Source organism: Staphylococcus sp. 231237_7MaSpsaltlick (genome assembly GCF_043107035.1).
In genome coordinates this window covers 28449-53339 of the sequence record NZ_JBICNX010000002.1, presented here as the reverse complement: position 1 = coordinate 53339, position 24891 = coordinate 28449, and the positions used below count along the sequence as shown (strand labels likewise).

The window sequence follows — 24891 nt, the reverse complement described above, 5'->3', positions numbered from 1 at the left end:
TATAAACATTCTCCTTCAATTAAATGAGTTGGTTTAAAAAATGTACGGCCTTCATATATAAATTAATGCTAGTTTCATTTACTGTTCTATCAAAGTCATGTTGGTTATCTTCTAAAGTTTCCATATGACAATTTTTCACGTTTTGATAGATATATTCACTTTCGCTATATGGCACATCTGAATCATTGATACAATGGACAATGAATGTTGGTGGAAAGTGATTGAGTTGCTGAGCTGAAATATTATAATCACTTTGTGTTGAAGTCTGAATGCCAAGAAAATCTAACCATTTAGCTTCTCCACGTGCATGAATATAAATAGGATATCTGGCTTGCATTGGCCCAGAGACTAATGGTTGCTGTTGAATCAGTTGGTTAAGTATCTCAGGAGTAATTTTAGATGACAGTGTCTGGTACTGTGAATTTGGTCTTAAAAAAGATGGTACATGTACACGGCAATAACCATAAAAATCAACAATACCATCAACATGACGATGTGTTGCGACAATCATTGCTAAAAAAGCACCAGCAGAACGGCCAAAGGTAAATAAGGGTAGTGACGGATAGCATTTTTTGATAGCATCATATTGTAGTATGGCGTCGCTAATAATTGTATCCATATTACTTTCAGGTGCGAGACGATAAGAAACTAGAACGAGATGAAAGTCTTGTGTTAATAAGTCTATGTAACTCTGTGGAAGATCGTCAGGACTTCCAAAGATTAATCCGCCTCCATGAAAATAAGTGATAACGCCTTTTACATGCTCATTTTTTGCTTCAATAACTGTTAAAGGTAAGGTGAATCCATCTTCAGCTATAATTTCAGAATGATATTGAGACAAACCTATCATCCTCCTATATATAATTTGCTAACTATAGTATCTCAAAGAAATGTTTAGAAGTATTTGTATAAATCGAATAAAAGTCTTAACCATTATTGTTAGAAATGTGAATGATAACTAAAATGTAAACGCTTATAATTGGTTATGAAATGAAAAAGGAGTTGAATTTAATGGACATACGATCTTCTTTTGAATCTTTAGATAAAAAGTTCACCAGTTTTGGTGGATTGAACGGTGGCGGTATTACGCGCTTACTATATTCAGATGAGTGGTCAAATGCTGTACATGAATTAAAACATACATTAGAAAAGGAAGGGTTTGAAGCTAGTTTCGACAGTGTCGGTAATTTAAAAGGACGTATCGAAGGTAGCAAATACCCTGAAGAGACAATTATGTCTGGTTCACATATTGATACCGTTGTTGAAGGTGGTCATTTAGATGGTCAGTTTGGTGTATTAGCAGCGTTAGTTGCAATGCAATCATTGAAAGCTGAGCATGGTCAACCACTACGTTCGCTTGAAGTTTTGGCATTAGCAGAAGAAGAAGGTAGCCGCTTCCCGTACGCATTTTGGGGAAGTAAAAATTTCTTTAACTTAGCTAAAAGCGAAGACGTAAATGATATTGCTGATGGCGAAGGTATTAATTTTAAAGCAGCAATGAACAACGCTGGTTTTGATTATCGTAATGAAGATAATGATTATAGCTATATTAAGTCATTTATTGAAGTACATATCGAACAAGGCAAAGTATTGGAAACCGAGCAGAAAGCAATCGGCGTCGTCAATGGCATCGTTGGACAAAAACGTTATACGATTAATTTAAAAGGCGAAGCAAACCATGCGGGAACAACACCGATGGGGTTAAGAAGAGATGCAGTAGTTGCTTTCAGTAAAATCGCAACAGAGCTAACTGATAAAGCAAGAACAATTGGTGACCCACTAGTGATTACTTTTGGTCGTGTTGATCCTGTTCCAAACACAGTAAACGTAGTGCCAGGGGAAGTGACTTTTTCAATTGATTGTAGACATATCAATCAAGAAGCGTTAAATGATTTTGCAAAGACAATTGATGATTGCATCAGAACGGTATCAGAACAAGAAGGTGTCGAATACGACATTAACTTGTGGATGGACGAAGCACCAACCATGATGGATGAAAGCTTAGTCAAAGTAGTAGAACAAGCTGCTGAACAAGTAGTTGGTTCTAATGACAGTAAGATGATGCCATCAGGCGCAGGGCATGATTCTCAAATCTTTGCTAAATACATACCGACCGCAATGTTGTTTGTCCCATCTATTAATGGTGTGAGTCATAATGTTACAGAAGAAACCAACATTGAAGATTTGGTTAAAGGCATAGAGGTGCTTAAACAAGTATTATATCAACTTGCTTATGAAGAATAAGTATTAAATAAGCACGGATTAAAACAGTTTAATATGAATTGTTCCATAATTTTTAACGAGAAAATAATAATTCCAAAAAGAGAAAAGGAGTAATGTTTTTATGGGTTATTTAAACCACAATCAAGGTTATAGAGAAGGATTGTTAGAAACACGTTCAGTAATTAAAAAGGATAACTATGCAGTAATTACGCCAGATGGCTTAGTTAATAATGTAGTCCCAGGTTTCGAAGATTGTGATGTAACTATCATGGGATCTCCAAGGTTAGGAGCTCGCTTTGTTGATTATTTAGTTACTTTGAAAAATCAAGGCGGCAATAAACAAGGCTTTGGTGGAAATGGTGTACAAACATTTATCTATGTCGAATACGGTAATATCAATGCATACGCAGATGATAAAAAGTATGAGTTAAGCGCAGGCGGTTATTTATATGTGCCAGCTCATCAAGTTATGACGTTTGAAAACAGTAATCAAAATAATGATAGTAGAGTATTTTTATATAAAAAACGTTATCAACCATTAGAAGGATATAAACCAGAAGTGGTTACTGGCAACGTTAATGACATGGTGCAAGAACCGTATGAAGGTATGGAAGAAGTTAAAATCTTGGATCTTTTACCAAAAGGACTTGCATATGATATGAATATTCATATTTTATCATTTAAGCCTGGTGCGTCACATGGCTATATTGAAACACATGTACAAGAACACGGGGCTTATATCTTAAGCGGACGTGGCATGTACAATTTAGATAATGAATGGATGCCAGTTGATAAAGGAGATTATATCTTTATGGGTGCCTATGCGCCTCAAGCGACATATGCAGTAGGTTTAGATGAACCATTTGCATATATCTATTCAAAAGATGCTAATAGAGATATTGAAATTTAAGGAAGGTTGTTAACGATGGAAGAAGAGACGTTAGTATACGTTGAAAGAGATAAATTACGTGAACTGTTCAAGAGAAAATTGACACAAGCTGGTCTTCCTGAAGTACAAGCAGATAAAACGGCTGACCTTATGATATTTGCTGATGAGCGCGGCATTCATTCTCATGGTTCCGTACGTATGCAATATTATGCAGAACGTATTTCGAAGCAAGGCTATAATTTAGAGCCTAATTTTGAATTTACGCAAAATGGTCCTTCAGCTGGAACTTATTTTGGAGATAATGCAGTAGGACATTATGTGGCATATCAAGCAATGGAAGAAGCAATCACTATGGCTAAGAATAGTGGTATTGGTATGGTAGGTGTTAAAGAAATGGGACATAGTGGCGCGATTGGCTATTTTGCAGAACAAGCTGCAAAACGAGGTATGGTAGCTATTACAGTGTGTCAATCAGATCCGATGGTTGTTCCATTTGGTGGTACGAAGCCATACTTTGGCACGAATCCTATTGCATTTGCTGCACCACGACAATCAGGCGAGCCTATTTTGTTCGATATGGCAACGACAGTACAAGCTTGGGGAAAAATCTTGGATGCGCGTTCTAAACATAAAGCAATCCCAGATACATGGGCGGTGAATAACCAAGGTGAACCGACAACCGACCCCTTCGAAGTAGCAGCGTTATTACCAGTTGCAGGGCCTAAAGGTTATGGGCTAATGATGATGGTTGATATTTTAGCCGGCAGCCTCCTAGGATTGCCATTCGGTCAACATGTCACTTCAATGTATAAGGATTTAAGCCAGTACCGTAGATTAGGGCAGTTCCATATTGTAATTAATCCGGCTTATTTCGGAGACGAAAGATTATTTTTAGAAAAAGTCTCTGAAATGGTTGATGAGTTACATGATATTAAACCAGCACAGGGATTTGAACAAGTCTACTATCCTGGAGAAATCCAAGAAACAGTTAAACAACGTTATGCTAAAAGTGGTATTCCAGTGGCTAAAAGTATTTATGACTATTTAGTCTCAGAACAACTGTATTAAATACAACTAAAGGAAGTGAAAGGGGAACGTTATGAAATGTACGATGGTGTACATTTCAAGATTAAGCTTACTCTCCCAAGTAGCTTCCTTTTTAATGCAATAAATAGACTGAACGGAGACAAATTTTATTGGAATTGACTATAAAGTGAGGAGGTTTTCGTATGCGTGTATCGAAAGAACAATTACTTGAACTCATGAAAAATAAATTGGTAAAAGCTGGATTAAATGAAAATGCTGCAATGGATGTTGCAGACGTACTTACATTTGCAGACCATAGGGGTATTCATTCTCATGGTGCTGTTAGAGTTGAGTATTATGCAGAACGTATTGCTAAAGGTGGCATAACAGCTAATCCAAACTATCAATTTGAACAAACAGGTCCTTCAGCCGCAGTCTTTGAAGGAGATAATGGCCCTGGTCACCAAGCTGCGAAACAAGCAATGGAAAAAGCTATTGCAATGGCTAAAGAGAGTGGTGTTGCAGTTGTTGGTATGAAGCACATTTCTCATAGTGGAGCACTTGGTTACTTCGTCGAAATGGCTGCAAAAGAGAATATGGTTGGTATTAGTATGTGTCAATCAGATCCAATGGTAGTGCCGTTTGGCGGTACAGAACCATACTTTGGAACTAACCCGATTGCATTTAGTGCGCCGTCGAATGACGACCGTATTATCACATTTGATATGGCAACGACAGTGCAAGCGTGGGGGAAGGTACTTGACGCGAGAGCAAAACATTTATCTATCCCAGATACGTGGGCGGTGGATTCACAAGGTGAGCCGACTACTGACGCAAGAGATGTACATGCACTCGTTCCAGTAGCTGGCCCTAAAGGATATGGCTTAATGATGATGGTCGATATTCTATCCGGTAGTTTATTAGGTGTGCCTCATGGTGTACATGTATCATCAATGTATAAAGATTTAACCAAAGGCCGAGATTTAGGTCAGTTGCATATCGTGATAAATCCAGCGTTTTTCACTGACTTAGGACAGTTTAAGACACGTATTTCAACTATGCTAGATGAGCTTAAAGCACAACCTGCCGCAGAAGGATACGGCGAAATTTTCTACCCAGGTGAACGTGGCCGTATGCGCAGTGAAAAATATGACGAAGATGGTATAGAAATTGTTGATGACATCTATGAATACTTAATTTCGGATGATGTACATTATGATCGCTACCACGGAAAAAATAGATTCGCAGAATAATAATGGAGGCATAAGATGTTATACACAATAATTAAAGAAAATACGTATCAAGATTCAATTGTATTAATGCTACTATCAAACAAATTATCTGCTATTGAAGGTGTTAATAAAGTATCTATTATGATGGGCACGCCTGCCAATAAAGATATATTCAAATCATCTGGCTTAGGTACACCTGAGCTAGAAGAAGCGAAACCAAACGATATTGTTATTGTTGTTGATACAGATGATGAAGCTAAAGTTGAAGAAGTTAATCAAGAAGTAGAAGCAGAACTAAAAGGTAAAAATGAAAGTGACGAAAAATCACAAAAACAAGATGAAGCTTCAAACTGGAAGCGCGCGTTAGAATTAGCTAATAATCCTAATCTTGCATTAATCTCTATTCCTGGACAATATGCAGCTATGGAAGCAGAAAATGCTTTGAACCACAATTTAAATGTCTTTATGTTCAGTGATAACGTTGCTAAAGAAGATGAAGTACGCCTGAAAAAACTTGCCCATGATAAAGGGTTACTAGTTATGGGACCAGACTGTGGTACGGGAATTATTCATGGTTTACCACTCGCGTTTACTAATACAGTCAACCAAGGTGATATCGGTGTCATAGGTGCATCAGGTACAGGTATTCAAGAAGTTACAACGATTATCGATAGAGAGGGTAAAGGCGTAACGAATGCATTAGGTACAGGTGGCCGTGATTTATCAACTGAAGTTGGTGCAATCACAATGTTAGATAGCATAAAAGCTTTAAATTCAGATCCAAAAGTTAAAGTGATTACTGTTATTTCTAAGCCACCAGCTAAAGAAGTAGAAGAAAAAGTGTTGAATCTATTACGTAATATTGATAAACCAGTCGTTACTTTATTCTTAGGCTCAAAACCTACTTATACTGAAGAAAACATTTATCATGCGTATACATTGGAAGAGGCTGCTCGTATTTCTGTTCAACTTTCAAACGATGAAACACCACAATTCAAACCACATGTGAAAGAGAATATTTCGGTGACTTTAAACGCAAAACAAAACGGTATCAAGGGTTATTACTCTGGAGGTACTTTAGCATCTGAAGCAGCGATGTTAGTTAAAGATACATTAGGTGATGATTCAACAGATGTAATGCCAGAAGGTTACTCATACAAAGGTGGAAATCATGAAATTATTGATTTAGGTGATGATATCTATACTCAAGGTAGACCACACCCAATGATTGATCCGACAAAGCGTATTGAAATGTTAGAAACATCATCAGCTGATCCATCAACTGCAGTCATTATGTTAGATAATGTCATTGGCTATGGTAGTCATGATGATATGGCAAATGAATTAGCGCCAACAATTAAGAATATTCTTCAAAAAGTACAAGAAGAAGGACGCTCTTTAGCAGTATTAGCAACTGTGGTTGGAACAGAACATGATCATCAAGATTATCAAGCACAAATAAATACCTTAGAAGCAGCTGGCGCTGTAGTATGCGAAACGAATGATCAAATGGTGCGTACAGCGTTAAACATCATTGGTAGTAATGTGACGCAACCAAACCGTGAAATAAAATCTTTTGAAGTAGAACAAGTTGATTTAACTGTTGATGAGAAAGTGATGAATTTAATCAATATGACACCTAGCGTAATTAATATTGGCCTACAAAGTTTTACATCAGCGATTCAAAATGGCGGTGCAGAAGTTGTACAGTTTAACTGGCGTCCAATTGCTGGTGGAAATGAAAAACTAATGAAAGTACTCCAATATTTAAATAATTTCGAAGGAGAGACAGTATAACATGGGTTACAAAACAATAGATGAAGCAAACCAAGCGGTTATAGATAAAATGATTGCTGCAGCACCGTTTTTAGTAGATGTAGTGCCAGCGAAATCAAAAATTCCTGAATTAACAGAGCACGTACTGTTACACGCGGGACCACCGATTAAATATGAAAATATGACAGATCCTATGCAAGGGTCATGTGTAGGCGCTATCTTATTTGAAGGATGGGCGAACAATGAAGAAGATGCACGTTCATTACTAGAAAACGATAAAATAACTTTTATTCCGTGCCATCATGTTAAAGCTGTTGGACCAATGGGTGGCATCACATCAGCAAATATGCCGGTCTTAGTTGTAGAAAATAGAGAAACTGGTAATGAAGCTTACTGTCAAATGAATGAAGGTATTGGTGCAGTCCTACGCTTTGGCGCTTATAACGAAACAGTAGTAAACCGCTTGCGCTGGATGAAAGATGTTTTGGGTCCTGTACTTAGTAAAGCTTTAAAACAAATGAAAGATGGTTTGAATGTCAATGTGCTTATTGCGAAAGCCATTGCAATGGGGGATGAATTCCACCAACGTAATATAGCCGCTTCATTAGCATTTCTAAAAGAGGTAACACCAATTATCGCTGCGTTAGATGATGTAGAACAAGAAAAACGTACGGAAGTGCTTCAATTCTTAGCTGATACAGACCAGTTCTTCTTAAATATTGCGATGGCAACAGGTAAAGCTATGATGGATGCTGCACGTACAATTGAACACGGTACAGTTGTGACTGCATTATGCCGTAACGGTGAAAACTTTGGTGTGCGCATTGCTGGTATGGGTGACGAATGGTTCACTGCACCAGTAAATACGCCTCAAGGTTTATATTTTACAGGTTATTCTGCAGACGATGCTAATACGGATATTGGTGACTCTGCTATTACTGAAACTATCGGTGTTGGTGGTATGGCAATGATTGCTGCACCTGCAGTAACAAGATTCGTAGGTACAGGCGGATTTGATGATGCTTTAGAAATCAGCAACGAAATGACTGAAATTTGTATCGGTGAAAATCCTAACTTTGCAATCCCTACATGGAATTTTAGAGGTGCATGTTTAGGCATAGATGCGCGTAAAGTAGTAGAAACAGGAATCACACCCGTAATTAATACAGGTATTGCACATAAAATTGCAGGTTACGGTCAAATTGGTGCTGGAACAGTACACCCGCCAATCGAATGTTTTGAAAAAGCAATTACGGCATATGCAGAAAAATTAGGCTTCAAAGCGTGATTTTCCATGTGCGTTCAATAGGGTCAATTGCCCAGGAAATACTCGGACAGCAACAAACGTTTTATGTGCATAGTATTTTTGAAAAAGGCTTCAACATTGTAAATGAAGATCAAAACCTTATTTTTATAGGTAGTGACGAAAATGGTACGTTTCCGTTTGGCGTTACTGTAGATCATCAAACTAAAAAACAACTGTTAGAAAACATTGCTGTGAATCAACCTATAAAAATAACTGCAAATGCAATGTTTATTACCGATAATTGTCAATTGGTTTGGCGTAATCAAGCGGTACATGCGAGTAAGGTTGAGCTAAATTCAAAGCCATTATTATGGGCAATGTTACATGAAAATATCACAGCATATGATTTTTCAGAGTATAACAAGGGGGATTTTTCTTGTTTGAAAATGCAGTCCATAATGGAGGCATTGAAACAAGAGGATAATAAGGCAGTTGAATCTTCATTGCGTTATTTGATTGGAAGAGGACAAGGTTTAACCCCTTCAGGCGACGATATATTAACAGGTATGCTATTTGTGCATTTCATGAAGCCTTTTATATGTGATGGGAATTTAGAGATTATACAGGAGCTTATTCAAGAACAGTTAACAACAATAGTTGCTAAAGCCTTTTTGGATAGCGCATTAAAAAGATTGTTTAGTTCGAAAATATTAGTGTTGCAACATCAACCAACGGTGTATCACATGAATCAACTGTTAGAAGTAGGGTCATCATCTGGAAAAGATACATTGTATGGCATATTTATAGCAACAACTTTAAGGAGTGGAGCGTATGAGTAAACGTGTAGTATTAGCTTTAGGCGGCAATGCAATTCTTCAACCAAAGCAAGAAGCGTCATACGAAAATCAATATAATAATGTGTATTCAGCTACACGAAAAATGGCTGAATTAAAAGCGCAAGGACACAATATTGTGGTTACGCATGGTAATGGGCCTCAAGTAGGGAATATTATTGCACAAAATGAAGCGGCTAAAGACCTTGTCGAGCCTTTACCAATTAATGCTTGTAATGCGGAATCACAAGGTTTTATAGGATATATGATGGAAGAATCATTAAAAAATCATTTGAAATCTTTAAATATCGACAGTAATGTAGTAACGTTATTGACAATGGTAGAAGTAGATAAAGATGATCCTGCATTCAATAATCCAACTAAACCTATTGGTGTATTCTTTGATGAAATAGAAGCACAACGTTTAGAAGAAACACATGGTTTTGTAATGGTAGAAGACGCAGGTAGAGGATACCGTCGTGTCGTTCCTTCACCAGAACCATTAGTTATTCATGGTGTAGATCAAATCAAGTCACTTATTGACCAAGCAGTCGTTATTTCTTCGGGTGGTGGTGGTATTCCGGTCTATAAAGACGACAATGGTAATATCCAAGGTGTAGAAGCAGTGATTGATAAAGACCGCTCAGGTTTAAAATTAGCAGAACAAGTTGATGCTGATACATTTGTAATGTTAACTGACGTTTCAAACGTATGTGTTAACTTTGGAAAACCAAACGAAGAAAAACTAAAAACGATCTCTGTTGAACAAGCGAAGCAATATGTTGCTGAAGGACAATTCCCAGCTGGTAGTATGTTACCTAAGATAGAAGCAGCAATTCAGTTTGCTGAAATGGGTAAAGAGGCGATTATTTGTTCATTAGATGATGCGATAGATGCTTTAGCAGGTAAAGCTGGCACACGTATTTTATTGGAGCCATCAACAGAAGTAGTAAATTAATCGTAAAAGTAATAAGAACAAAGTGATATTGCTTTGATTGAAATGCATAATAAACATTATAAAACACTGATTGTTAATTGTGTTTGTATTACAATTTTTAATTAGTCAGTCGTTTTGTGGGGCGGGAATGGAAATCTAAATTGAAATATTAGATTACTGTCCCGCTTCATCATTATAAATATAAAAATAGAGAATTAAGAAAGGTGGTATAAGATGACTGACCCATACCGCATCAATAAAGTTAATAATAATTGGGGCGTGATATTTGCAATTGTTTTTATTGCTTCAACATTACGTGCGCCATTAACGTCGGTCGGTCCTGTAGTTGATGAAATTAAACAAGTTATGGAAATTAATAACAGTGTTGCAGGCATTTTGACTACGATACCGCTGATTATTTTTGCAATTGTTTCGCCATTCGTTTCAAAAGTAACTGCTCGATTAACCATGTCTCGTACAATATTGTATTCTACGATGCTACTCATTGTTGCACTATATTTACGTATTGCAGGAGATTTCACTTTGTTCTTAATTGGCACACTCATTCTTGGGGTTGCTATTGCATTCGGCAATGTGGTGTTACCAAGTTATGTTAAATGGTATTTCCCGATGCAAATTGGTCTAGCTACTGGTATTTATAGTGGAACAATGAATTTTACTGCAGGCTTAGGCGGTGGTTTAAGCTTTCCATTGTCAGAAATAACGCCATTAGGTTTTAGGTTGTCATTATCATTTTGGATTCTTTTTGCTATTATTGCAATCATACTGTGGATACCTAAAGCACGAAAAGGTGTACAATTAGAGAAGGCAACGGCGATAGCGGACCAACAAGATAGACCCAAAAAGGTAGCTATCACGAAATCTAAACTGGCATGGATGGTTGCGTTGACGATGGGATTTCAATCAATGGTATTTTATACCGTAGTGGCTTGGGTACCATCAATTCTTGTGGATAGAGGATTGGATCCTTCTACGGCAGGATATTTATTAATGCTCAACCAATTTTCACAAGTGCCAATGACCTTTACCTTCCCAATCATCGCTTCTAAATTGAAAGACCAACGTATATTAGTCGTGATTATTACAGCGCTATTCTTGGTAGGATTTAGTTTATTCTTTACACAATCATTAGTGCTACTGATTATTGGTATTATCATTGCAGGATTAGCGATGGGTGCTTGTTTCAGTTTATGTATGACTTTCTTCTCAATTCGAGCACGTACAAGTGATGGCAGTATTTCATTATCTGGTTTTGGTCAATCTGTTGGCTATTTAATTGCTGCTGTTGGGCCATTCTTGATTGGTTATCTTCATGATGCTACGGAAAGTTGGGATTCAGGCATTATTGCTTTGATTGTGATGTCAGCATTATTCTTTATTTTTGGTTATCCAGCTGCTAAAAATAGAGTTGTAGAAGATCACTAATAATTATTGTTGATATGATATTTATGTAAAACTATTTTCTGCTGTCAATTTAATTCATATAAGTAGGTAATTACAACACATAAAAGGAGAGGCCTAGACATTGATTAATGTCTAGGTCTCTCCTTTTGGTTTTCTTTATGCGTAATAAGCTAATAGTGTATCGATAGCTTTTTCTGGATTTAAATTTTGTACACCTTGATGAGCTAGGTAAAGTGAAAATATAGATAAGAATGTTAAGATGTTTTGCTTTTCAATAGCATAACCCATGATACCGATTCTCCAAATTTTACCTTGTAGTTCACCGAACGATCCTGCGATCTCAATGCCGTAATTTTTTAATAAGCCTTCTCTAAATTTACTATCGTCCGCACCATCCGGAATATTAACACAGATGACCATTTTCATTTCATTTGTCTCATCACCAAATATTTCTAAACCTAAAGCTTTCAATGCTTGTTTCAAGCCTTCTTGGTGATATGCATGACGTGCAGCACGCGCTTCAATGCCCTCAGTCAATGCTATTTTTAGACCAGTATATAGCGCGTAAATCGACGTCGTTGATTCTGTGTGATGGTTTAATCGCTTAGGACTCCAATAATCTTGTAATTGTGTTAAATCGAGATAATTACTACGTATAAAGTGGTCTTGTTCTGTACTTTCGTTTGAACGGATGCCAAGTTCTACGCGTTTACGTTTATTGATTTCTTCACTAAATCTGTCGTTAAATGTAATTGGTGTAATGCCTGAAGGTATGGATAAACATTTTTGCGCACCACCGATGACAGCATCTAGTTCCCACTCATCTACTGGAATAACCATGCCTTGATATGTAGCGACTGCATCAACTACTGAATAAATGCCGCGTTCTTTACAAGCGTGACCTAGTTGATCAATCGGTTGTAAGCGACCAGTAGAAGTCTCACCATGTACAATAGCAAGTACTTTTGGTTTTACAGTATCTAAAGCTTCAATGATTTCGGCTTGTTCAAAAACTTCACCCATTGGTTTTTGAATATTATGTACGATACCACCTGCACGTTTTACTAATTCAGTAAATAAGTAACCGAATCTACCAATGATTGGGACAAGTACGGTATCACCAGGTTTGACGATACTAGCGATAACAGCTTCTAAACCTGCACGGCTTGTTCCGTCGATAGGAAATGACCATTGGTTGTCTGTTAAAAAGGATTTTCTAATGAGTTCCATCGTTTTATTCATTATGTCTACAAATTCATAATCGAATTGACCTAAAATTGAATTAGACATTGCTTGAGAGACACGAGGATCTACACTTACGGGGCCAGGGGTCATAATTAATCTTTTGTTTACTTTCAAATCATCCATATTATTAACCTCATTTTCTATAAATTATGTCAGTACATACTATACTCTAATAAAAAACAGAGTTAATCGTCAAAAATGATGAAAAATAATTTATTATTTGTGAGAATATTACAAAAATTAAGTGTTTATGAACGACTTTTTTGATAAGGAACCATATTTGATGAAGTTAGTTATTTTCTTCAATTGCTTGGTGAATGGCCTGAGCAAATGCATACATTGTAATACTCCAATTTGCTTCATTAGAGCGAGAATTCATGGATAAATTCTGATTATTAAAAAAAGACTGCCTTAGTGCGTAAGTTAGTTCTAATTGAACACCAGCGCCTTTAGCATTTTTATTGGCTATATTTTGACTAGATGTACCTTCTAAATGAGAGGGTGATTCTAAAACATTGAAACCCTTTGCAAGTAATGCATTTTCTATAGATGTTTTAAGTTGCTCATCTCTACCACCAATATAAACCGCCGGTTCACTACCACTCGCCCCATGTATCATAACCGAATTTGAAACTTCTTGTTGCATGTCTTCGACGACAGGTTCATCAAAGTTTGTTGACGTGACGTGCAGTTCGGCATTATTTAATGTGCGGATACCTTGAAATGAATAATAGTTATAGTTACCCAAGGTAGCAGTTAGTGTTGATAATTCTGTCGTACCAGCTTCAATATTGCCACCATGTATTGCGGCAATTAACGTATTACTTTGATTATTACGATATGATAGTTGCCAATCTGTGCCTGTTTCAGTATCATCCATAAGTTCTGACATAGAACTATATAAATCAGCGGCATAAACGTTTGAGGAAGGTAGAATAGTGACGAAAGTGATGGTTGCAAACAAGCATAGTGATATCGCCCGTATACGTTTAAAATAGGATACGGTAATTGCTTTTAAAAAGTACATAATAAACTCCTATAAGTGTTAAAAATATTTTATAAATATAATATTATCATATATTTTGTTAAAGAATAGAAATTTATATAATTTTATTTAAAAGTTAAGTTGCAGAGTTTTCAAAAGCGTTGTACAATGAATTTTCATGCCTTAGGGCATGTTAATTAAGAGGCAGGTCTGTAACATGTCCTTTGGCATGTATACAGACTCCTCTTAGTTGACGGGCTACTTTTATAAGTAGCTCGTTTTTTTGTAATTCAATATATGTTACAATATTTATCCTGCCTCTCAATAAAAAAATGTGGAGGAGTTAAAATAATGATAAATATTATATCAGCAGTAGGTTCTTTAGGAACTTTTATTATGGCACTGTTTTACTTTATTTCAGTAAGTGTGCAGCTTTATCAAATGAAAATCAGCTTTTTACCAGCACTTGGTTTTAATCAAATTTTGATTACACGTGATACGAATCAATTACAATTGAAAAACGTTGGTATTGATAGTCATTCAGAGCAGGATTATTTAAAGCTATATAACCTTGGTGGCGGCGCTGCGAAGAATATAAAAATTGAAATTTATATAGGCGAACAAGACGTGTTACAGACAAAATACGTCAACATCTTACCTAGTAAAGAAGGATATTTATTGCCAATAAATAAAGATGTGTTTTCTGAAATTGAAAGTACTATCCAAAATAATGGCTATGAATCTGATTTGAACGTTAAGTTGTCATACCAACATAATGTTAGTAGAAAAACACAAGAGTTATATTTAAACGGCAAAATAGATAGCTTTAATGCGTATAATGATAAAGCAATCTATGAATTGCAATTTTTTAATATGTCTCAATAACATTAAACTAAGAGAAGTGTGTGAATATTTAAATATAAACTCCCTTTAATATAACGACATGGCGATATGTGGTATTAAAGGGAGTTTATGTTTTAGCGAGGAATATTAATATATAAACGGATAATTTTGAGTAAAGGATAATTTTCAATTACAATACAATAGGAAACTAAAACTTGGAGTGACAATAGATGATAAACATAAAAGCACCAAACCCGATATTTTTAGAGCATCATGAAGCAGAAAAAGCTATATTATTACTACACTCATTTACAGGCACAGTTCGCGATGTAAAGTTGTTGGCGTCAAAACTGAACAAAGCTGGTTTCACATGTTATGTGCCGCCATATAAAGGGCATGGGCTTACGCTAGAGACATTGATAGACTATGATGTAGATGACTGGTTAGATGACGCGATAGAGGGCTATCAATTTTTACAAGATAAAGGTTATTCGCAAATAAATGTCTGTGGTGTGTCTTTAGGTGGCATATTGTCATTGAAACTGGCAGAACAGTATGATATTAATGCTGTCGCTATTATGTCAACGCCATACAGAAAAAGTGATGCGGGACTCTCTGGTAGACTTGAAGATTATGGTCAGCGTATAGGGCACTTATTAGGTCTAGATCAAGCAGAAATTGATACGCAATTAAAACAAATTCCAAACTATGGTCCAGCACTCCAAAAATTTCAATTATTAGTTGAAAACGTCATGTCAAATTTAGATCGTGTCACTGCTCCGATCACTATTAAATATGGTGAACAAGATGACGCTTCATATAAGACGAGCGCCGACTATATCTATAACCAAATTCAACATGAACAAAAGGAAGTTCAAGGTTACAAAATGTGTAAGCATTTGATGACACATGGTGAAGGTCACCTTGAAGTTGAGCAAGATATTATTGCATTTTTTGAAGACTATTAAGGGCACTATGTAACATTAAATAGAATGAAAATAATTGCATTTTAATATTTTGCGGAAGTCTAGCACTATAAGCCATAGCTCCTTCTAACATTGAATTTATTCACTTTCTAACAATTTGAACTTTTCTTCTAGTGTTTGCAGACCTTCGTCAATAATCTTTTTTTGTTCTATTAAATTTTGCTGATGGTCTAAAAATATTTCTTTACGCTTTTGTTTGGTAGTACTCCCTTGATGATACAATTCAGCGATTTCCTTTAATTTTGAGACAGGCATATGTGTCTGTCTCATGCATTTTATAAATTCAATCCAATATAAGTCTTCTTCTGAAAAGTCTCTATAACCATTTTGATTTCTTGAAACAAACGGGAAAAGCCCGGCCTTATCATAATAGCGAAGCGTATGTTCACTCATGTCTAATTGTTCAGCTGCTTTTTTAACTTGCATACGTCTACCTCCTAAAAGGAAAAGACAGAAAGGTCACACAACTTAAACGTTATGTTTGTATTCCTGCCTTTTTAAAGCACAAGGTTATGATATATCTGACGAGCATAAAACATATGAATTAAGATATACTAAAAACTTGTGAAAATTCCATTTTGTAGTTTTTTTATAGAATGATTGCATTTGAATTTAAATCTTTTTATTATTTAATAAGTGTTGCTAATAAATGTTCATAATTATTGTCAATTATGGCTTCAAAGCCAAATGTGGATGCTAAATCTTTTTGTAAGTCGTCCATTGTGTCGTAGCCTACTAACGTATAATCATTGATACATAAACCGATGCGTTTAATATCATTATGATACAACTGGTTTTGATGAGATAATTCTATGATTTCTTTGGCTAAAGCATTCACATAATTTTCATTAGGAATTGTAATGCGCTTGTCGTCGATAACACTTTCTTCTGAAATGATTTGTATTTCTGTTTCAGTATCTTTAAAGATTGCTACAAAGTAATACATAGTTTAATAACCTCCTAATTTTTAAATACATTAACGCGTAGTATAACCACCATTTGCAAATAATGTTTGTCCATTAATCCACCAACCGTCTGTGGTTAAAAAAGTAATAATGGGCGCAATGTCTTCAATATTTGTTAGTTGGTTATGAAGTGCTTGTGATTTGTGAAATGCGACCGCTTCTTCGCTCTCTTGAGGATAGAAGAAGGATGTGTCCATTGGTCCAGGAGCAACAGCATTAACAGAAATGCCTCTGTCCATATATTCTTTAGATGCTGCACGTGTGTAATGTTCTACGGGCGATTTTCCCCCTGCATAAGTAGCGTAAAATCCTGTATAGGCGGCAAGTAAAGCAGTTGCCAGCGTGATAATTTTACCGTTGTCATTCATAGCTTTTTCAGCGTATTTTATAAAGAAATAAGCTGATTTTGCATTAATATCTGCCATGTTATCAAATTCTTCTTCGCTCGTATCAGCAATAGGTTTTTTCAGCACTTTTCCTACTGTGTTAATAGCAATATCGATTTTTCCAAAAGTATTTTGAGCGTGCTGGAATAAGGATTCAACATTACTCACTTGCGTTAAATCACCAGAAAATAATGTACCTTCACCGCCTAGTGATTCAACTTGTGCAAGAGTGTCTTGAGCTTCATCCAAAGATTGTTCATCGTGATGATGAATCACTAATTTGGCTCCTTGCTCAGCATAATTCTTACTTAATAAGCCACCAAGGTTTTTTGCACCGCCTGCAATTACTACAACTTTGTCATTTAAACTATTGAATTTTCCCATATTATAAAACCTCCTTTGAATATATTTCAACAATAAACCTTAGAGCGCAATATCAAGCAAGCTTTTTGATGATTTTTTTATTTAAATCTATAAATTTATAATTAAAATTATCATTTAAATTTGTTTGTGAAAATAGTAGCATGAATAATATGGAAATATATAATTATTATAGTCAAAGGGGATGATCAGATGAATTCGTTTGCCAAAATTACTGCACAGGGTTCCTACGTTCCAGAACAAATAATGGATAATCATGATTTTGAAAATATAGTAGATACGTCAGATGAATGGATACAACAAAGAACTGGAATTGTAGAGAGAAGAATTACAAAAGAAGACGAGTATACAAGTGATATTAGTTATAAAGCAGTGTTAGATTTACAAGAGAAATATCAAGTCGATTTAAGTGATGTGGATATGATTGTTAATGCAACGTTGACAGCCGATTATAAAACGCCAAGTGTCGCTTCTTATGTACAAGCTAAGTTAGAGTTGGAAAATGCAGGTGCAATAGATATTAATGCGGCTTGTGCTGGTTTTACTTATGGTCTTAATATTGCAAATGGTCTCATAACTTCAGGTCAAAATAAGAAAGTTTTAGTTATAGGAGCAGAAACATTATCTAAGATTACAGACTATAAAGATCGTGGCACATGCATATTATTCGGAGATGGCGCGGGTGCATTTTTAGTAGAATATAGTGAAGATGAAACGAGTTTTGTAGCCAGTGATGCCGGCTCAGATGGTAAAAAAGGTCATAATTTATATTGTTCGGAATTATCTGAAGCAATGTTTGACGAAGCGTTAGAAAATCCAGGATTTATTGTCCAAAATGGCCGTGGTGTCTACAAATGGGCAGTAGGCAATGTACCGAGAATTATTGAGCAGACTTTGAATAAAGCCAATTACACGAAAGAAGATTTAGATTGGTTTGTACCACATAGTGCGAACGCTAGAATGATTGAATCTATATGTGATAAATCTGGTATAGCAAGAGATAAAGCATTAAAAAGTCTTGAATACTATGGCAATACGTCATCTGCTACAATTCCGTTGGCCATCGATCTAGCAGTCAAAGAGAATAAAATCAAAAAAGGTGATTTAGTTTTATTAGTTGGATTTGGCGGTGGATTAGCTTATGCATCTACGTTAATCAAATGGACGTTATAGGTGATGATACAAAATTAGTGTGAACGAGCATAGAATTGATTATATAGCCTATTAATAAAGAACAACTGCGAGCTTTGAAATATTACAAAATTGTAGCGCTTAATGGATTAGAAACTATATGTAAGCATGATTAAAAATTTCATTAGACTTATGTAATAATTACAAGGAGTATATAAATGAGCGAAGAGGGAGAAAGTACGAAACTAGAGATTGATCGGATTATTTTTATTGGTCGTACGTATGAAGAGTACTTACATATGTTTAGATTACATTTAGCTGACTTGGAAGGCAAAAAAATATTAGATTGCCCTGCTGGTGCATGTTCATTTACAGCGATAGGTAGAAACAAGGGTTTGAATATAGAGGCATGCGATATTGCATATACTTTTAATGCTACAGAATTATACAATAAGGGGAAAGATGATTTAAAGCACGCTATGGAGAAGATGCAATCATCAAAATCAAATTATTGTTGGAGTTACTTTAAGAATATTAGCCACTTGAAGAGGCATAGAATGCAAGCATTAACAGATTGTATTTATGATATGGAACAATATCCTAAATCATATAAAGTAGCCTCATTGCCCAAGATACCGTATAAAAATAATGAATTTGATATCTTATTATCTGCGCATTTTTTATTTATGTACGCTGATCACTTTGATTATAATTTTCATAAACAGACGATAAATGAAATGTTAAGGGTAACTAAAAAAGAAATACGTATTTTTCCAATTGTTAATTTAAAAGGTGAACGTTATGAGAAGCTAGACGATATAATAAAGTATTTGTCTGAGCTAGGTTGTAAAATAGAAGAAGTAAAAGTTGATTATGAATTCCAAACTAATGCAAATACTATGTTAAAGATTAAAAAATGAGAAATGCCTTAAACTCACTTTTTGTTATTTTGATATTAGTCTGCAATCAAATTAATATCAAAAGTTTTTGAATAGATTTAAAGATTATTCATTATAAATATATACTTATTATTGTATTTATAATAAAGTGATATATGGAGTGTTTATTTAGAATTTATCAAAATATAAAACAAATTAGGAGACGAGTGACATGAATCTATTAGTACTAATCGGTATTGCTACTATCATAGGTCTGATACTATTTGGTGGTTTAGTTTGGTATCTTTATATGAAAGCAAGATTTAAAACGGTGCCATCCAACGAAGCTTTAATTATTACTGGACCAAATATTGGTAATCCAAAAACTGAATCTAATGTTTATCAAGATGATGAAGGCCGTCATATGAGAGTGGTCCGTGGTGGCGGTTATAGAATGAAAATGTTCCAATCATCAACACGTATATCATTGAAATCTTTCCAATTGGAAATTAAAACGCCGGTTGTGTGGACCAAAGCTGGTGTTGGCATAGAGGCTGAAGCAGTTGCTACAGTTAAAGTTGCAGATCAATTACAAGGTATTGTTAAATATGCTGAACAATTCTTAGGGAAATCAAAAGATGAAGTATCTGAAGAAATATCACAAGTGTTGAATACCAACTTACGAGCAATATTATCTAAAATGACAGTAGAGGAAATCAATTCAGATAGAGAGGCATTTAATAATAAAGTAACCGAAGTTGCTCAAGAACAACTTAACAATATGGGCTTTACTATTACGTCATTAGGGCTATCGGACATTAGCGATAACGAAGGCTACCTAGAGAATTTAGGGAAACCTGAAATTGCTAAAATTAAGAAAAAAGCTGACATTGCCGAAAGTGATGCGGCACGCGAAACTGAAATGAAAATTGCTGAGAATACTGAATTAACTGAGAAAGAAAAAATATCTCGTCAAATGAATGTTGCAGATTCACGTAGAGAGAAAGATTTAAAAGAACAAGCTATTTTAAGTGAAACAAATAAAGCTCAAGCCCAAGCTGAAGCTTCAGGGCAGTTAGAAAAAGAATCTAGAGCTTTAGAAATCAAAGAAAAACAATTAAACGTTCAACGTAGCGAAAAAGAAAATGAGTTACATTTGATACAGATGGAACGTGAGAATGATGTACATATTCAACGTCAAAAAGATGACGTGCGTCGTCAACAATCAGAAACAGATGCAACAATTAAGATAAAGCAAGCTGAAGCTGCTTATGAAGCACGACTTAAAGAAGGTAAAGCTGAAGCAGAAGTTATCAGAGAACAAGAGAAAGCCAAAGCTGACGGTTTAAGAGAAAGAGCGAATGCGCTTGCTGAGAATAAAGATGTTATGTTAGCTGAATTGATGATTAAAACAATGCCTGAGTTTGCTAGAGCGTTGGCTGAGCCATTATCTAATGTTGAAAATATTCGTATTTTAGATGGTGGAAATGGTGAAGGTGTCAATTCATTATCAAAAGGTATTATTGCCCAAATGGCTAACGCCGAAGAAGGTTTAAACCAAATGACCGGTTTTAATTTAACTAAGATGCTTGAAAATGTTTCAAATCAAAAGAAAACGTATGCTTTCGAACAAAATGAAGAAACAAATGATGATACGTCTTTAGAACAAAGAGAAAAGGGCAACGATGAAGTGTCTATTGAAGATACTCCAAATCAAATAAAAGATAACCGTAATGACGACAATAACCAAACAACAGAAAAATAAAAAATAACCTCAGTAAGCAAAAGTTATAAAACTTTTGTACTGAGGTAAATTAGAGATCCTACTTCATGAAGTTAGAGGGTCTCTTTTTTTAAATGTTGAAAATGTTTGGATTACGTTCGCCAAAACGTTGCACAATCAGTCTTATCATCGATATTGTATTGGATGATTTCTTTTAATAAGGCATAGTCAATATCTTGCTCCCATTTTATGCGAAATAAATTATTCGTCTGTGAGTAACCAGCGGCTTTTATTTTTTGAGTGAATTCAGCTAATGCCTTTGGTTCAGGTGCTACTGAGAAATGTGCTTTTGATTTACTAAACGCAATGATAAAAGTGCCGTGATCTGTGTACATTGGTTGGTTCCATTTTACTGTAGTTTCAAGGTTTGGAAATGTTTCTGAAATCCAATTGAAAATAGCTTCCATTTTCTCTTTGTGTGATGCATTATCAATAGACTCTAAAAAATCTTTGAATTCATTCATATTAAAACTCCATTCTTTTATTTATATGGAATATTGCTTTAATTACTTATTAGCTATCATAACAAATTCAATAGATATTATCCTCAGATATCATATTAAAAATAAGGAGTGAAGATATGAATTCAATAACATGATTTCATATCTTCACTCCCTTTAAATTCTATGTTAAAACACAAGTATTAAAAAAAGTCTAAAGACTATTACTTATGTCTCAGATATTAACAGTTAAAAGTTTTCAAGATTATGATGGCTTTACAGTATTTCTTTTTAAAAAATCAATAATTAAACCGACAATAACTAAAATGATAAATGGTAACAACCAACTTAATTGAATATCAGCTAACGGTAACTTTTGATATAACGCATTTAGCGATTTAAATAAGTTGAAATCATTTAGTATTTGTAGCACTGAGATAACGAGTGTCACAATAGTCGGTAAGATAAAAGCAAATCTCATTTCAAATGGAATGAAAATACTAACTAAAGAAATCAGTACCAATACAATCGATGTTGGATAAATAAATGTTAATAATGGAACAGCGATTTGTAAAATAAGTTCTAAACCTAGTGTTGAAACGATAAAACCAAGTAAAGAGAATACCAATACGAACTTTTTATAAGATATTTTAGGTAATTTTTTCATAGCAAATGCAGCACAGGCATTGACTAAGCCAATACATGTAGTTAAACATGCTAGGATAACAATAATACCGAATAATAAATTACCAATAGATCCAAACACACGTAAAGAATTAAACGTTAAAATATCTGTACCATCTTTGAATCCAGGATGACTTGTTGTAGCTCCGACATAAGCAAGTGCAAAATAAATAACGAGCAGTAAAGCTGCTGATATTAAACCTGCTTTAATCACGTGCTTGACGAGTGTTTTTTGATTATCAACGCCATTTAATTTAAACATTTGGACGATAACTACGGAAAACGCAAGGGCGGCTACTAAATCCATCGTAAAGTATCCTTGCAGAATACCTGACACTAGTGGGGTTTGAGCATATTCACCACTTGCTTGCCCAATTGAACCTTCAGGGTTAATTATTACCAATATACATAAAAGCGCGATAATAATTATTAAAATTGGCGTTAAGTATTTACCTAAATTATCTATAATGCGGCTTGGATATAAAGCGATAATATAAACAATAAGGAAAAATATTAATGAAAACACAATCAAAGTGAATTGATTATGTACGGGTAATATATGATTGGTTCCAATTTCATAGGCAACGTTAGCAGCACGAGGAATACCGTATAATGCACCGATTGATAAATAAATACAGATTGCAAAGACCGTACCGAATACCGGATGGACTCTGTTACCGATGCTTTCTACGCCACCATTCATATAGGCAACTACAATAACTGTTAAGTAAGGTAGTAATATACCAGTAATAGCAAATCCAGTCATTGAAACCCACATATTTTCTTGAGCTGTGTAACCCAACATAGGTGGAAATATTAAATTTCCGGCGCCAAAGAAAAATGAGAATAACATTAGACCAGAAATTAGGATAAGTTTATTCATTTTTATATACCTCAATTTCAAGGAGATTATCTTGCACAAAACACATGCTACTTTAACATAAATAATCAGTTTATTCAATGAAATGTCAGATAATTTTTAATATTTAAAGTATTGCAAGTAGGAAAAGTCATGAAATATTCAAAAGTTTTTAATTTGCTTAATGACTGTAATGGCAAGTTTGTAGCTTTAGTAGTCGAAAAAACATATTGAGTCAAATATGGAAAAATGGTATAGTAGATGCTATGTCACACAAACGCTTTAACGCAATAAAGTTTTGTAAAATATAAAGGATGTAGAATTTATGAATAAACAATCACAGTGGAAATCCTCGACAGGGTTTATTTTAGCAAGTGCTGGTTCCGCGATAGGGCTAGGTGCCATGTGGAAGTTCCCATATATGGCTGGGATATACGGCGGTGGCGCATTTTTATTAATGTTTTTAGTATTTACCATTTTCGTTGGATTGCCATTACTTATGATGGAATTTACAGTCGGAAAAATGGGTAAAACATACACGACTAAAATTTATGAAAAATTAACTAAAAAGAAACGGCTAAATATTATTGGATGGAATGGTAACTTAGCTGTATTTATATTATTTGGCTTTTACAGTGTTATAGGTGGTTGGATTATTATCTATATCTTGAATGTAGCTTTCCAAATAGTGACTTTTAGCGATAGTACATTAGGAAGTATAAAGTTTGAGTCAATTATAGGAAATCCATGGTTAACGATAACGGGACAAGGTATTTTTATTCTATTAACAATGATTATTGTAATGATGGGTGTAGAAAAAGGGTTAGAAAAAGCTTCTAAATTTATGATGCCACTATTATTTATTTTTCTAATTATCATCGTAATTAAATCACTTTCGTTAGAAGGTTCGATTGAAGGTTTAAAATATATATTACAACCTAGATTAAAAGATATTTCTATGGAAGGTGTATTATTTGCGCTAGGGCAGTCATTTTTCACGTTATCTTTAGGAACGACAGGAATGATTACCTATGCGAGCTATGCTTCAAAAGAGATGACAATTAAGACATCTGCTGTTTCAATTGTAGGAATGAATATTTTGGTATCTATTTTAGCAGGCTTAGCGATATTCCCTGCTATTGCAGCTTTTGGATATAATCCTACTGAGGGACCTGGATTATTATTTAAAGTGTTACCGCAAGTATTTGATCAAATGGCCTATGGACAAGGGTTTTATTTTATCTTTTTAATTCTATTTTTATTTGCTGCACTGACATCATCGATTTCATTACTTGAGTTAAATGTTTCAAACTTTACTAAAAACGATAATTCAAAACGTAAAGCTATAGCAATTTATGCAAGTATTTTAGTATTTATCATTAGTATACCGGCCACTTTGTCATTTAGTAGCCTAAGTGGCATTCAATTTGGTGCTGGAACAATATTTGATAATATGGACTTTTTAGTATCAAATATTTTAATGCCATTAGGCGCATTAGGAACGACGCTTGTAGTTGGTCAATTATTAGATAAAAATGACTTAAAAACACATTTTGGAACAGATAGATTTAAATTATTTATGCCATGGTACTACTTAATTAAATTTATTTTACCAGTAGTTATTGTGTTGATATTCGTAGCTCAATTTATATAACTATGGAAAATCCCCGCTGCTTAACGCTCTGGGGATTTTTATTGTGCGTCATTTAATTGTAATCAGTTATTGACTAAAAATACT

23 protein-coding genes are annotated in these 24891 nt (G+C 34.8%); 15 read left to right on the top strand and 8 right to left on the bottom strand.

Annotation, left to right across the window (positions count from 1 at the left end; all coding sequences use genetic code 11):
* Positions 1-19: 19 nt before the first annotated feature.
* Positions 20-850, bottom strand: coding sequence for an alpha/beta hydrolase (locus tag ACF91D_RS03425; RefSeq protein ID WP_327620926.1), 831 nt, complete (start codon positions 848-850; stop codon positions 20-22).
* A 161-nt stretch (positions 851-1011) separates the two neighbouring features.
* Here ACF91D_RS03425 and allC point away from each other — a divergent pair, with 161 nt between their 5' ends.
* From allC to ACF91D_RS03380, 9 genes are all read left to right on the top strand, one after another.
* Positions 1012-2244: an allantoate deiminase gene (allC, locus tag ACF91D_RS03420; RefSeq protein WP_039068470.1), complete on the top strand. Its 1233-nt coding sequence runs from the start codon at positions 1012-1014 to the stop codon at positions 2242-2244.
* Between the two features lie 100 nt (positions 2245-2344).
* On the top strand, positions 2345-3133 hold the full coding sequence (gene allE / locus ACF91D_RS03415) for a (S)-ureidoglycine aminohydrolase (protein ID WP_327620925.1): 789 nt from the start codon (positions 2345-2347) through the stop codon (positions 3131-3133).
* Between the two features lie 15 nt (positions 3134-3148).
* Positions 3149-4180 carry an ureidoglycolate dehydrogenase gene (gene allD / locus ACF91D_RS03410; RefSeq protein ID WP_039068474.1) on the top strand — a complete coding sequence of 344 codons (1032 nt, stop codon included), beginning with the start codon at positions 3149-3151 and terminating at the stop codon, positions 4178-4180.
* A 161-nt stretch (positions 4181-4341) separates the two neighbouring features.
* A complete protein-coding gene (allD, locus tag ACF91D_RS03405; protein WP_318760420.1) occupies positions 4342-5391 on the top strand; it encodes an ureidoglycolate dehydrogenase in 1050 nt (349 codons plus the stop codon).
* 15 nt (positions 5392-5406) lie between these two features.
* Positions 5407-7167: an acyl-CoA synthetase FdrA gene (locus tag ACF91D_RS03400; protein WP_327620924.1), complete on the top strand. Its 1761-nt coding sequence runs from the start codon at positions 5407-5409 to the stop codon at positions 7165-7167.
* Between the two features lies 1 nt (position 7168).
* Entirely contained in the window at positions 7169-8434 is a 1266-nt protein-coding gene (locus tag ACF91D_RS03395; protein ID WP_327620923.1) for a YlbE family protein, read from the top strand.
* Positions 8431-9231: an oxamate carbamoyltransferase subunit AllH family protein gene (locus ACF91D_RS03390; RefSeq protein ID WP_392436491.1), complete on the top strand. Its 801-nt coding sequence runs from the start codon at positions 8431-8433 to the stop codon at positions 9229-9231. The genes ACF91D_RS03395 and ACF91D_RS03390 overlap by 4 nt, the downstream gene beginning before the upstream one ends.
* On the top strand, positions 9224-10183 hold the full coding sequence (gene arcC / locus ACF91D_RS03385; RefSeq protein ID WP_039068480.1) for a carbamate kinase: 960 nt from the start codon (positions 9224-9226) through the stop codon (positions 10181-10183). The genes ACF91D_RS03390 and arcC overlap by 8 nt, the downstream gene beginning before the upstream one ends.
* A 213-nt stretch (positions 10184-10396) precedes the next feature.
* Entirely contained in the window at positions 10397-11608 is a 1212-nt protein-coding gene (locus tag ACF91D_RS03380) for a CynX/NimT family MFS transporter (protein ID WP_101050892.1), read from the top strand.
* 135 nt (positions 11609-11743) lie between these two features.
* Here ACF91D_RS03380 and ACF91D_RS03375 read toward each other — a convergent pair whose 3' ends face one another.
* Positions 11744-12955, bottom strand: coding sequence for a pyridoxal-phosphate-dependent aminotransferase family protein (locus ACF91D_RS03375; protein ID WP_069792925.1), 1212 nt, complete (start codon positions 12953-12955; stop codon positions 11744-11746).
* Between the two features lie 166 nt (positions 12956-13121).
* Positions 13122-13859: a poly-gamma-glutamate hydrolase family protein gene (locus ACF91D_RS03370; RefSeq protein WP_052253440.1), complete on the bottom strand. Its 738-nt coding sequence runs from the start codon at positions 13857-13859 to the stop codon at positions 13122-13124.
* 309 nt (positions 13860-14168) lie between these two features.
* Here ACF91D_RS03370 and ACF91D_RS03365 point away from each other — a divergent pair, with 309 nt between their 5' ends.
* Together ACF91D_RS03365 and ACF91D_RS03360 are read left to right on the top strand one after the other, a co-directional pair.
* Entirely contained in the window at positions 14169-14702 is a 534-nt protein-coding gene (locus tag ACF91D_RS03365) for a hypothetical protein (protein WP_069792924.1), read from the top strand.
* Between the two features lie 188 nt (positions 14703-14890).
* Positions 14891-15628 (top strand): alpha/beta hydrolase, encoded by a 738-nt coding sequence (locus ACF91D_RS03360; protein WP_039068486.1) that lies wholly within the window; start codon positions 14891-14893, stop codon positions 15626-15628.
* A 96-nt stretch (positions 15629-15724) separates the two neighbouring features.
* On the opposite strand, the gene ACF91D_RS03355 is transcribed toward ACF91D_RS03360, so the two are convergent.
* The 3 genes from ACF91D_RS03355 to ACF91D_RS03345 form a co-directional block, all read right to left on the bottom strand.
* On the bottom strand, positions 15725-16072 hold the full coding sequence (locus ACF91D_RS03355) for a MerR family transcriptional regulator (protein ID WP_039068487.1): 348 nt from the start codon (positions 16070-16072) through the stop codon (positions 15725-15727).
* Between the two features lie 199 nt (positions 16073-16271).
* The gene (locus ACF91D_RS03350) at positions 16272-16592 is read right to left on the bottom strand and encodes a hypothetical protein (RefSeq protein ID WP_101050888.1); all 321 of its coding nucleotides are present in this window, start codon (positions 16590-16592) and stop codon (positions 16272-16274) included.
* Positions 16593-16622: 30 nt separating this feature from the next.
* Positions 16623-17381 (bottom strand): SDR family oxidoreductase, encoded by a 759-nt coding sequence (locus ACF91D_RS03345; protein ID WP_039068489.1) that lies wholly within the window; start codon positions 17379-17381, stop codon positions 16623-16625.
* A 189-nt stretch (positions 17382-17570) separates the two neighbouring features.
* Between ACF91D_RS03345 and ACF91D_RS03340 the strand changes: the two genes are divergently transcribed.
* The 3 genes from ACF91D_RS03340 (at position 17571) to ACF91D_RS03330 (ending at position 21152) form a co-directional block, all read left to right on the top strand.
* Positions 17571-18551: a ketoacyl-ACP synthase III gene (locus ACF91D_RS03340; protein ID WP_039068490.1), complete on the top strand. Its 981-nt coding sequence runs from the start codon at positions 17571-17573 to the stop codon at positions 18549-18551.
* 176 nt (positions 18552-18727) lie between these two features.
* Positions 18728-19429 carry an SAM-dependent methyltransferase gene (locus ACF91D_RS03335; RefSeq protein WP_327620921.1) on the top strand — a complete coding sequence of 234 codons (702 nt, stop codon included), beginning with the start codon at positions 18728-18730 and terminating at the stop codon, positions 19427-19429.
* Positions 19430-19619: 190 nt separating this feature from the next.
* The gene (locus ACF91D_RS03330) at positions 19620-21152 is read left to right on the top strand and encodes a flotillin family protein (protein WP_069792919.1); all 1533 of its coding nucleotides are present in this window, start codon (positions 19620-19622) and stop codon (positions 21150-21152) included.
* A 110-nt stretch (positions 21153-21262) separates the two neighbouring features.
* Here the strand turns inward: ACF91D_RS03330 and ACF91D_RS03325 are convergent, their stop codons facing one another.
* Both ACF91D_RS03325 and brnQ read right to left on the bottom strand, forming a co-directional pair.
* A complete protein-coding gene (locus ACF91D_RS03325) occupies positions 21263-21634 on the bottom strand; it encodes an iron chaperone (protein WP_069792918.1) in 372 nt (123 codons plus the stop codon).
* A gap of 241 nt (positions 21635-21875) precedes the next feature.
* Positions 21876-23177 (bottom strand): branched-chain amino acid transport system II carrier protein, encoded by a 1302-nt coding sequence (gene brnQ, locus ACF91D_RS03320; RefSeq protein WP_039068494.1) that lies wholly within the window; start codon positions 23175-23177, stop codon positions 21876-21878.
* A gap of 301 nt (positions 23178-23478) precedes the next feature.
* Here brnQ and ACF91D_RS03315 point away from each other — a divergent pair, with 301 nt between their 5' ends.
* On the top strand, positions 23479-24807 hold the full coding sequence (locus tag ACF91D_RS03315; RefSeq protein ID WP_327620920.1) for a sodium-dependent transporter: 1329 nt from the start codon (positions 23479-23481) through the stop codon (positions 24805-24807).
* The last annotated feature ends 84 nt before the right edge of the window (positions 24808-24891 follow it).

Bases quoted from the DNA above. Each gene is read 5' to 3' on its own strand.
- ACF91D_RS03425 (WP_327620926.1), bottom strand. From the start codon at position 850: ATGATAGGTTTGTCTCAATATCATTCTGAAATTATAGCTGAAGATGGA.
- allC (WP_039068470.1), top strand. From the start codon at position 1,012: ATGGACATACGATCTTCTTTTGAATCTTTAGATAAAAAGTTCACCAGT.
- allE (WP_327620925.1), top strand. From the start codon at position 2,345: ATGGGTTATTTAAACCACAATCAAGGTTATAGAGAAGGATTGTTAGAA.
- allD (WP_039068474.1), top strand. From the start codon at position 3,149: ATGGAAGAAGAGACGTTAGTATACGTTGAAAGAGATAAATTACGTGAA.
- allD (WP_318760420.1), top strand. From the start codon at position 4,342: ATGCGTGTATCGAAAGAACAATTACTTGAACTCATGAAAAATAAATTG.
- ACF91D_RS03400 (WP_327620924.1), top strand. From the start codon at position 5,407: ATGTTATACACAATAATTAAAGAAAATACGTATCAAGATTCAATTGTA.
- ACF91D_RS03395 (WP_327620923.1), top strand. From the start codon at position 7,169: ATGGGTTACAAAACAATAGATGAAGCAAACCAAGCGGTTATAGATAAA.
- arcC (WP_039068480.1), top strand. From the start codon at position 9,224: ATGAGTAAACGTGTAGTATTAGCTTTAGGCGGCAATGCAATTCTTCAA.
- ACF91D_RS03380 (WP_101050892.1), top strand. From the start codon at position 10,397: ATGACTGACCCATACCGCATCAATAAAGTTAATAATAATTGGGGCGTG.
- ACF91D_RS03375 (WP_069792925.1), bottom strand. From the start codon at position 12,955: ATGGATGATTTGAAAGTAAACAAAAGATTAATTATGACCCCTGGCCCC.
- ACF91D_RS03370 (WP_052253440.1), bottom strand. From the start codon at position 13,859: ATGTACTTTTTAAAAGCAATTACCGTATCCTATTTTAAACGTATACGG.
- ACF91D_RS03365 (WP_069792924.1), top strand. From the start codon at position 14,169: ATGATAAATATTATATCAGCAGTAGGTTCTTTAGGAACTTTTATTATG.
- ACF91D_RS03360 (WP_039068486.1), top strand. From the start codon at position 14,891: ATGATAAACATAAAAGCACCAAACCCGATATTTTTAGAGCATCATGAA.
- ACF91D_RS03355 (WP_039068487.1), bottom strand. From the start codon at position 16,072: ATGCAAGTTAAAAAAGCAGCTGAACAATTAGACATGAGTGAACATACG.
- ACF91D_RS03350 (WP_101050888.1), bottom strand. From the start codon at position 16,592: ATGTATTACTTTGTAGCAATCTTTAAAGATACTGAAACAGAAATACAA.
- ACF91D_RS03345 (WP_039068489.1), bottom strand. From the start codon at position 17,381: ATGGGAAAATTCAATAGTTTAAATGACAAAGTTGTAGTAATTGCAGGC.
- ACF91D_RS03340 (WP_039068490.1), top strand. From the start codon at position 17,571: ATGAATTCGTTTGCCAAAATTACTGCACAGGGTTCCTACGTTCCAGAA.
- ACF91D_RS03335 (WP_327620921.1), top strand. From the start codon at position 18,728: ATGAGCGAAGAGGGAGAAAGTACGAAACTAGAGATTGATCGGATTATT.
- ACF91D_RS03330 (WP_069792919.1), top strand. From the start codon at position 19,620: ATGAATCTATTAGTACTAATCGGTATTGCTACTATCATAGGTCTGATA.
- ACF91D_RS03325 (WP_069792918.1), bottom strand. From the start codon at position 21,634: ATGAATGAATTCAAAGATTTTTTAGAGTCTATTGATAATGCATCACAC.
- brnQ (WP_039068494.1), bottom strand. From the start codon at position 23,177: ATGAATAAACTTATCCTAATTTCTGGTCTAATGTTATTCTCATTTTTC.
- ACF91D_RS03315 (WP_327620920.1), top strand. From the start codon at position 23,479: ATGAATAAACAATCACAGTGGAAATCCTCGACAGGGTTTATTTTAGCA.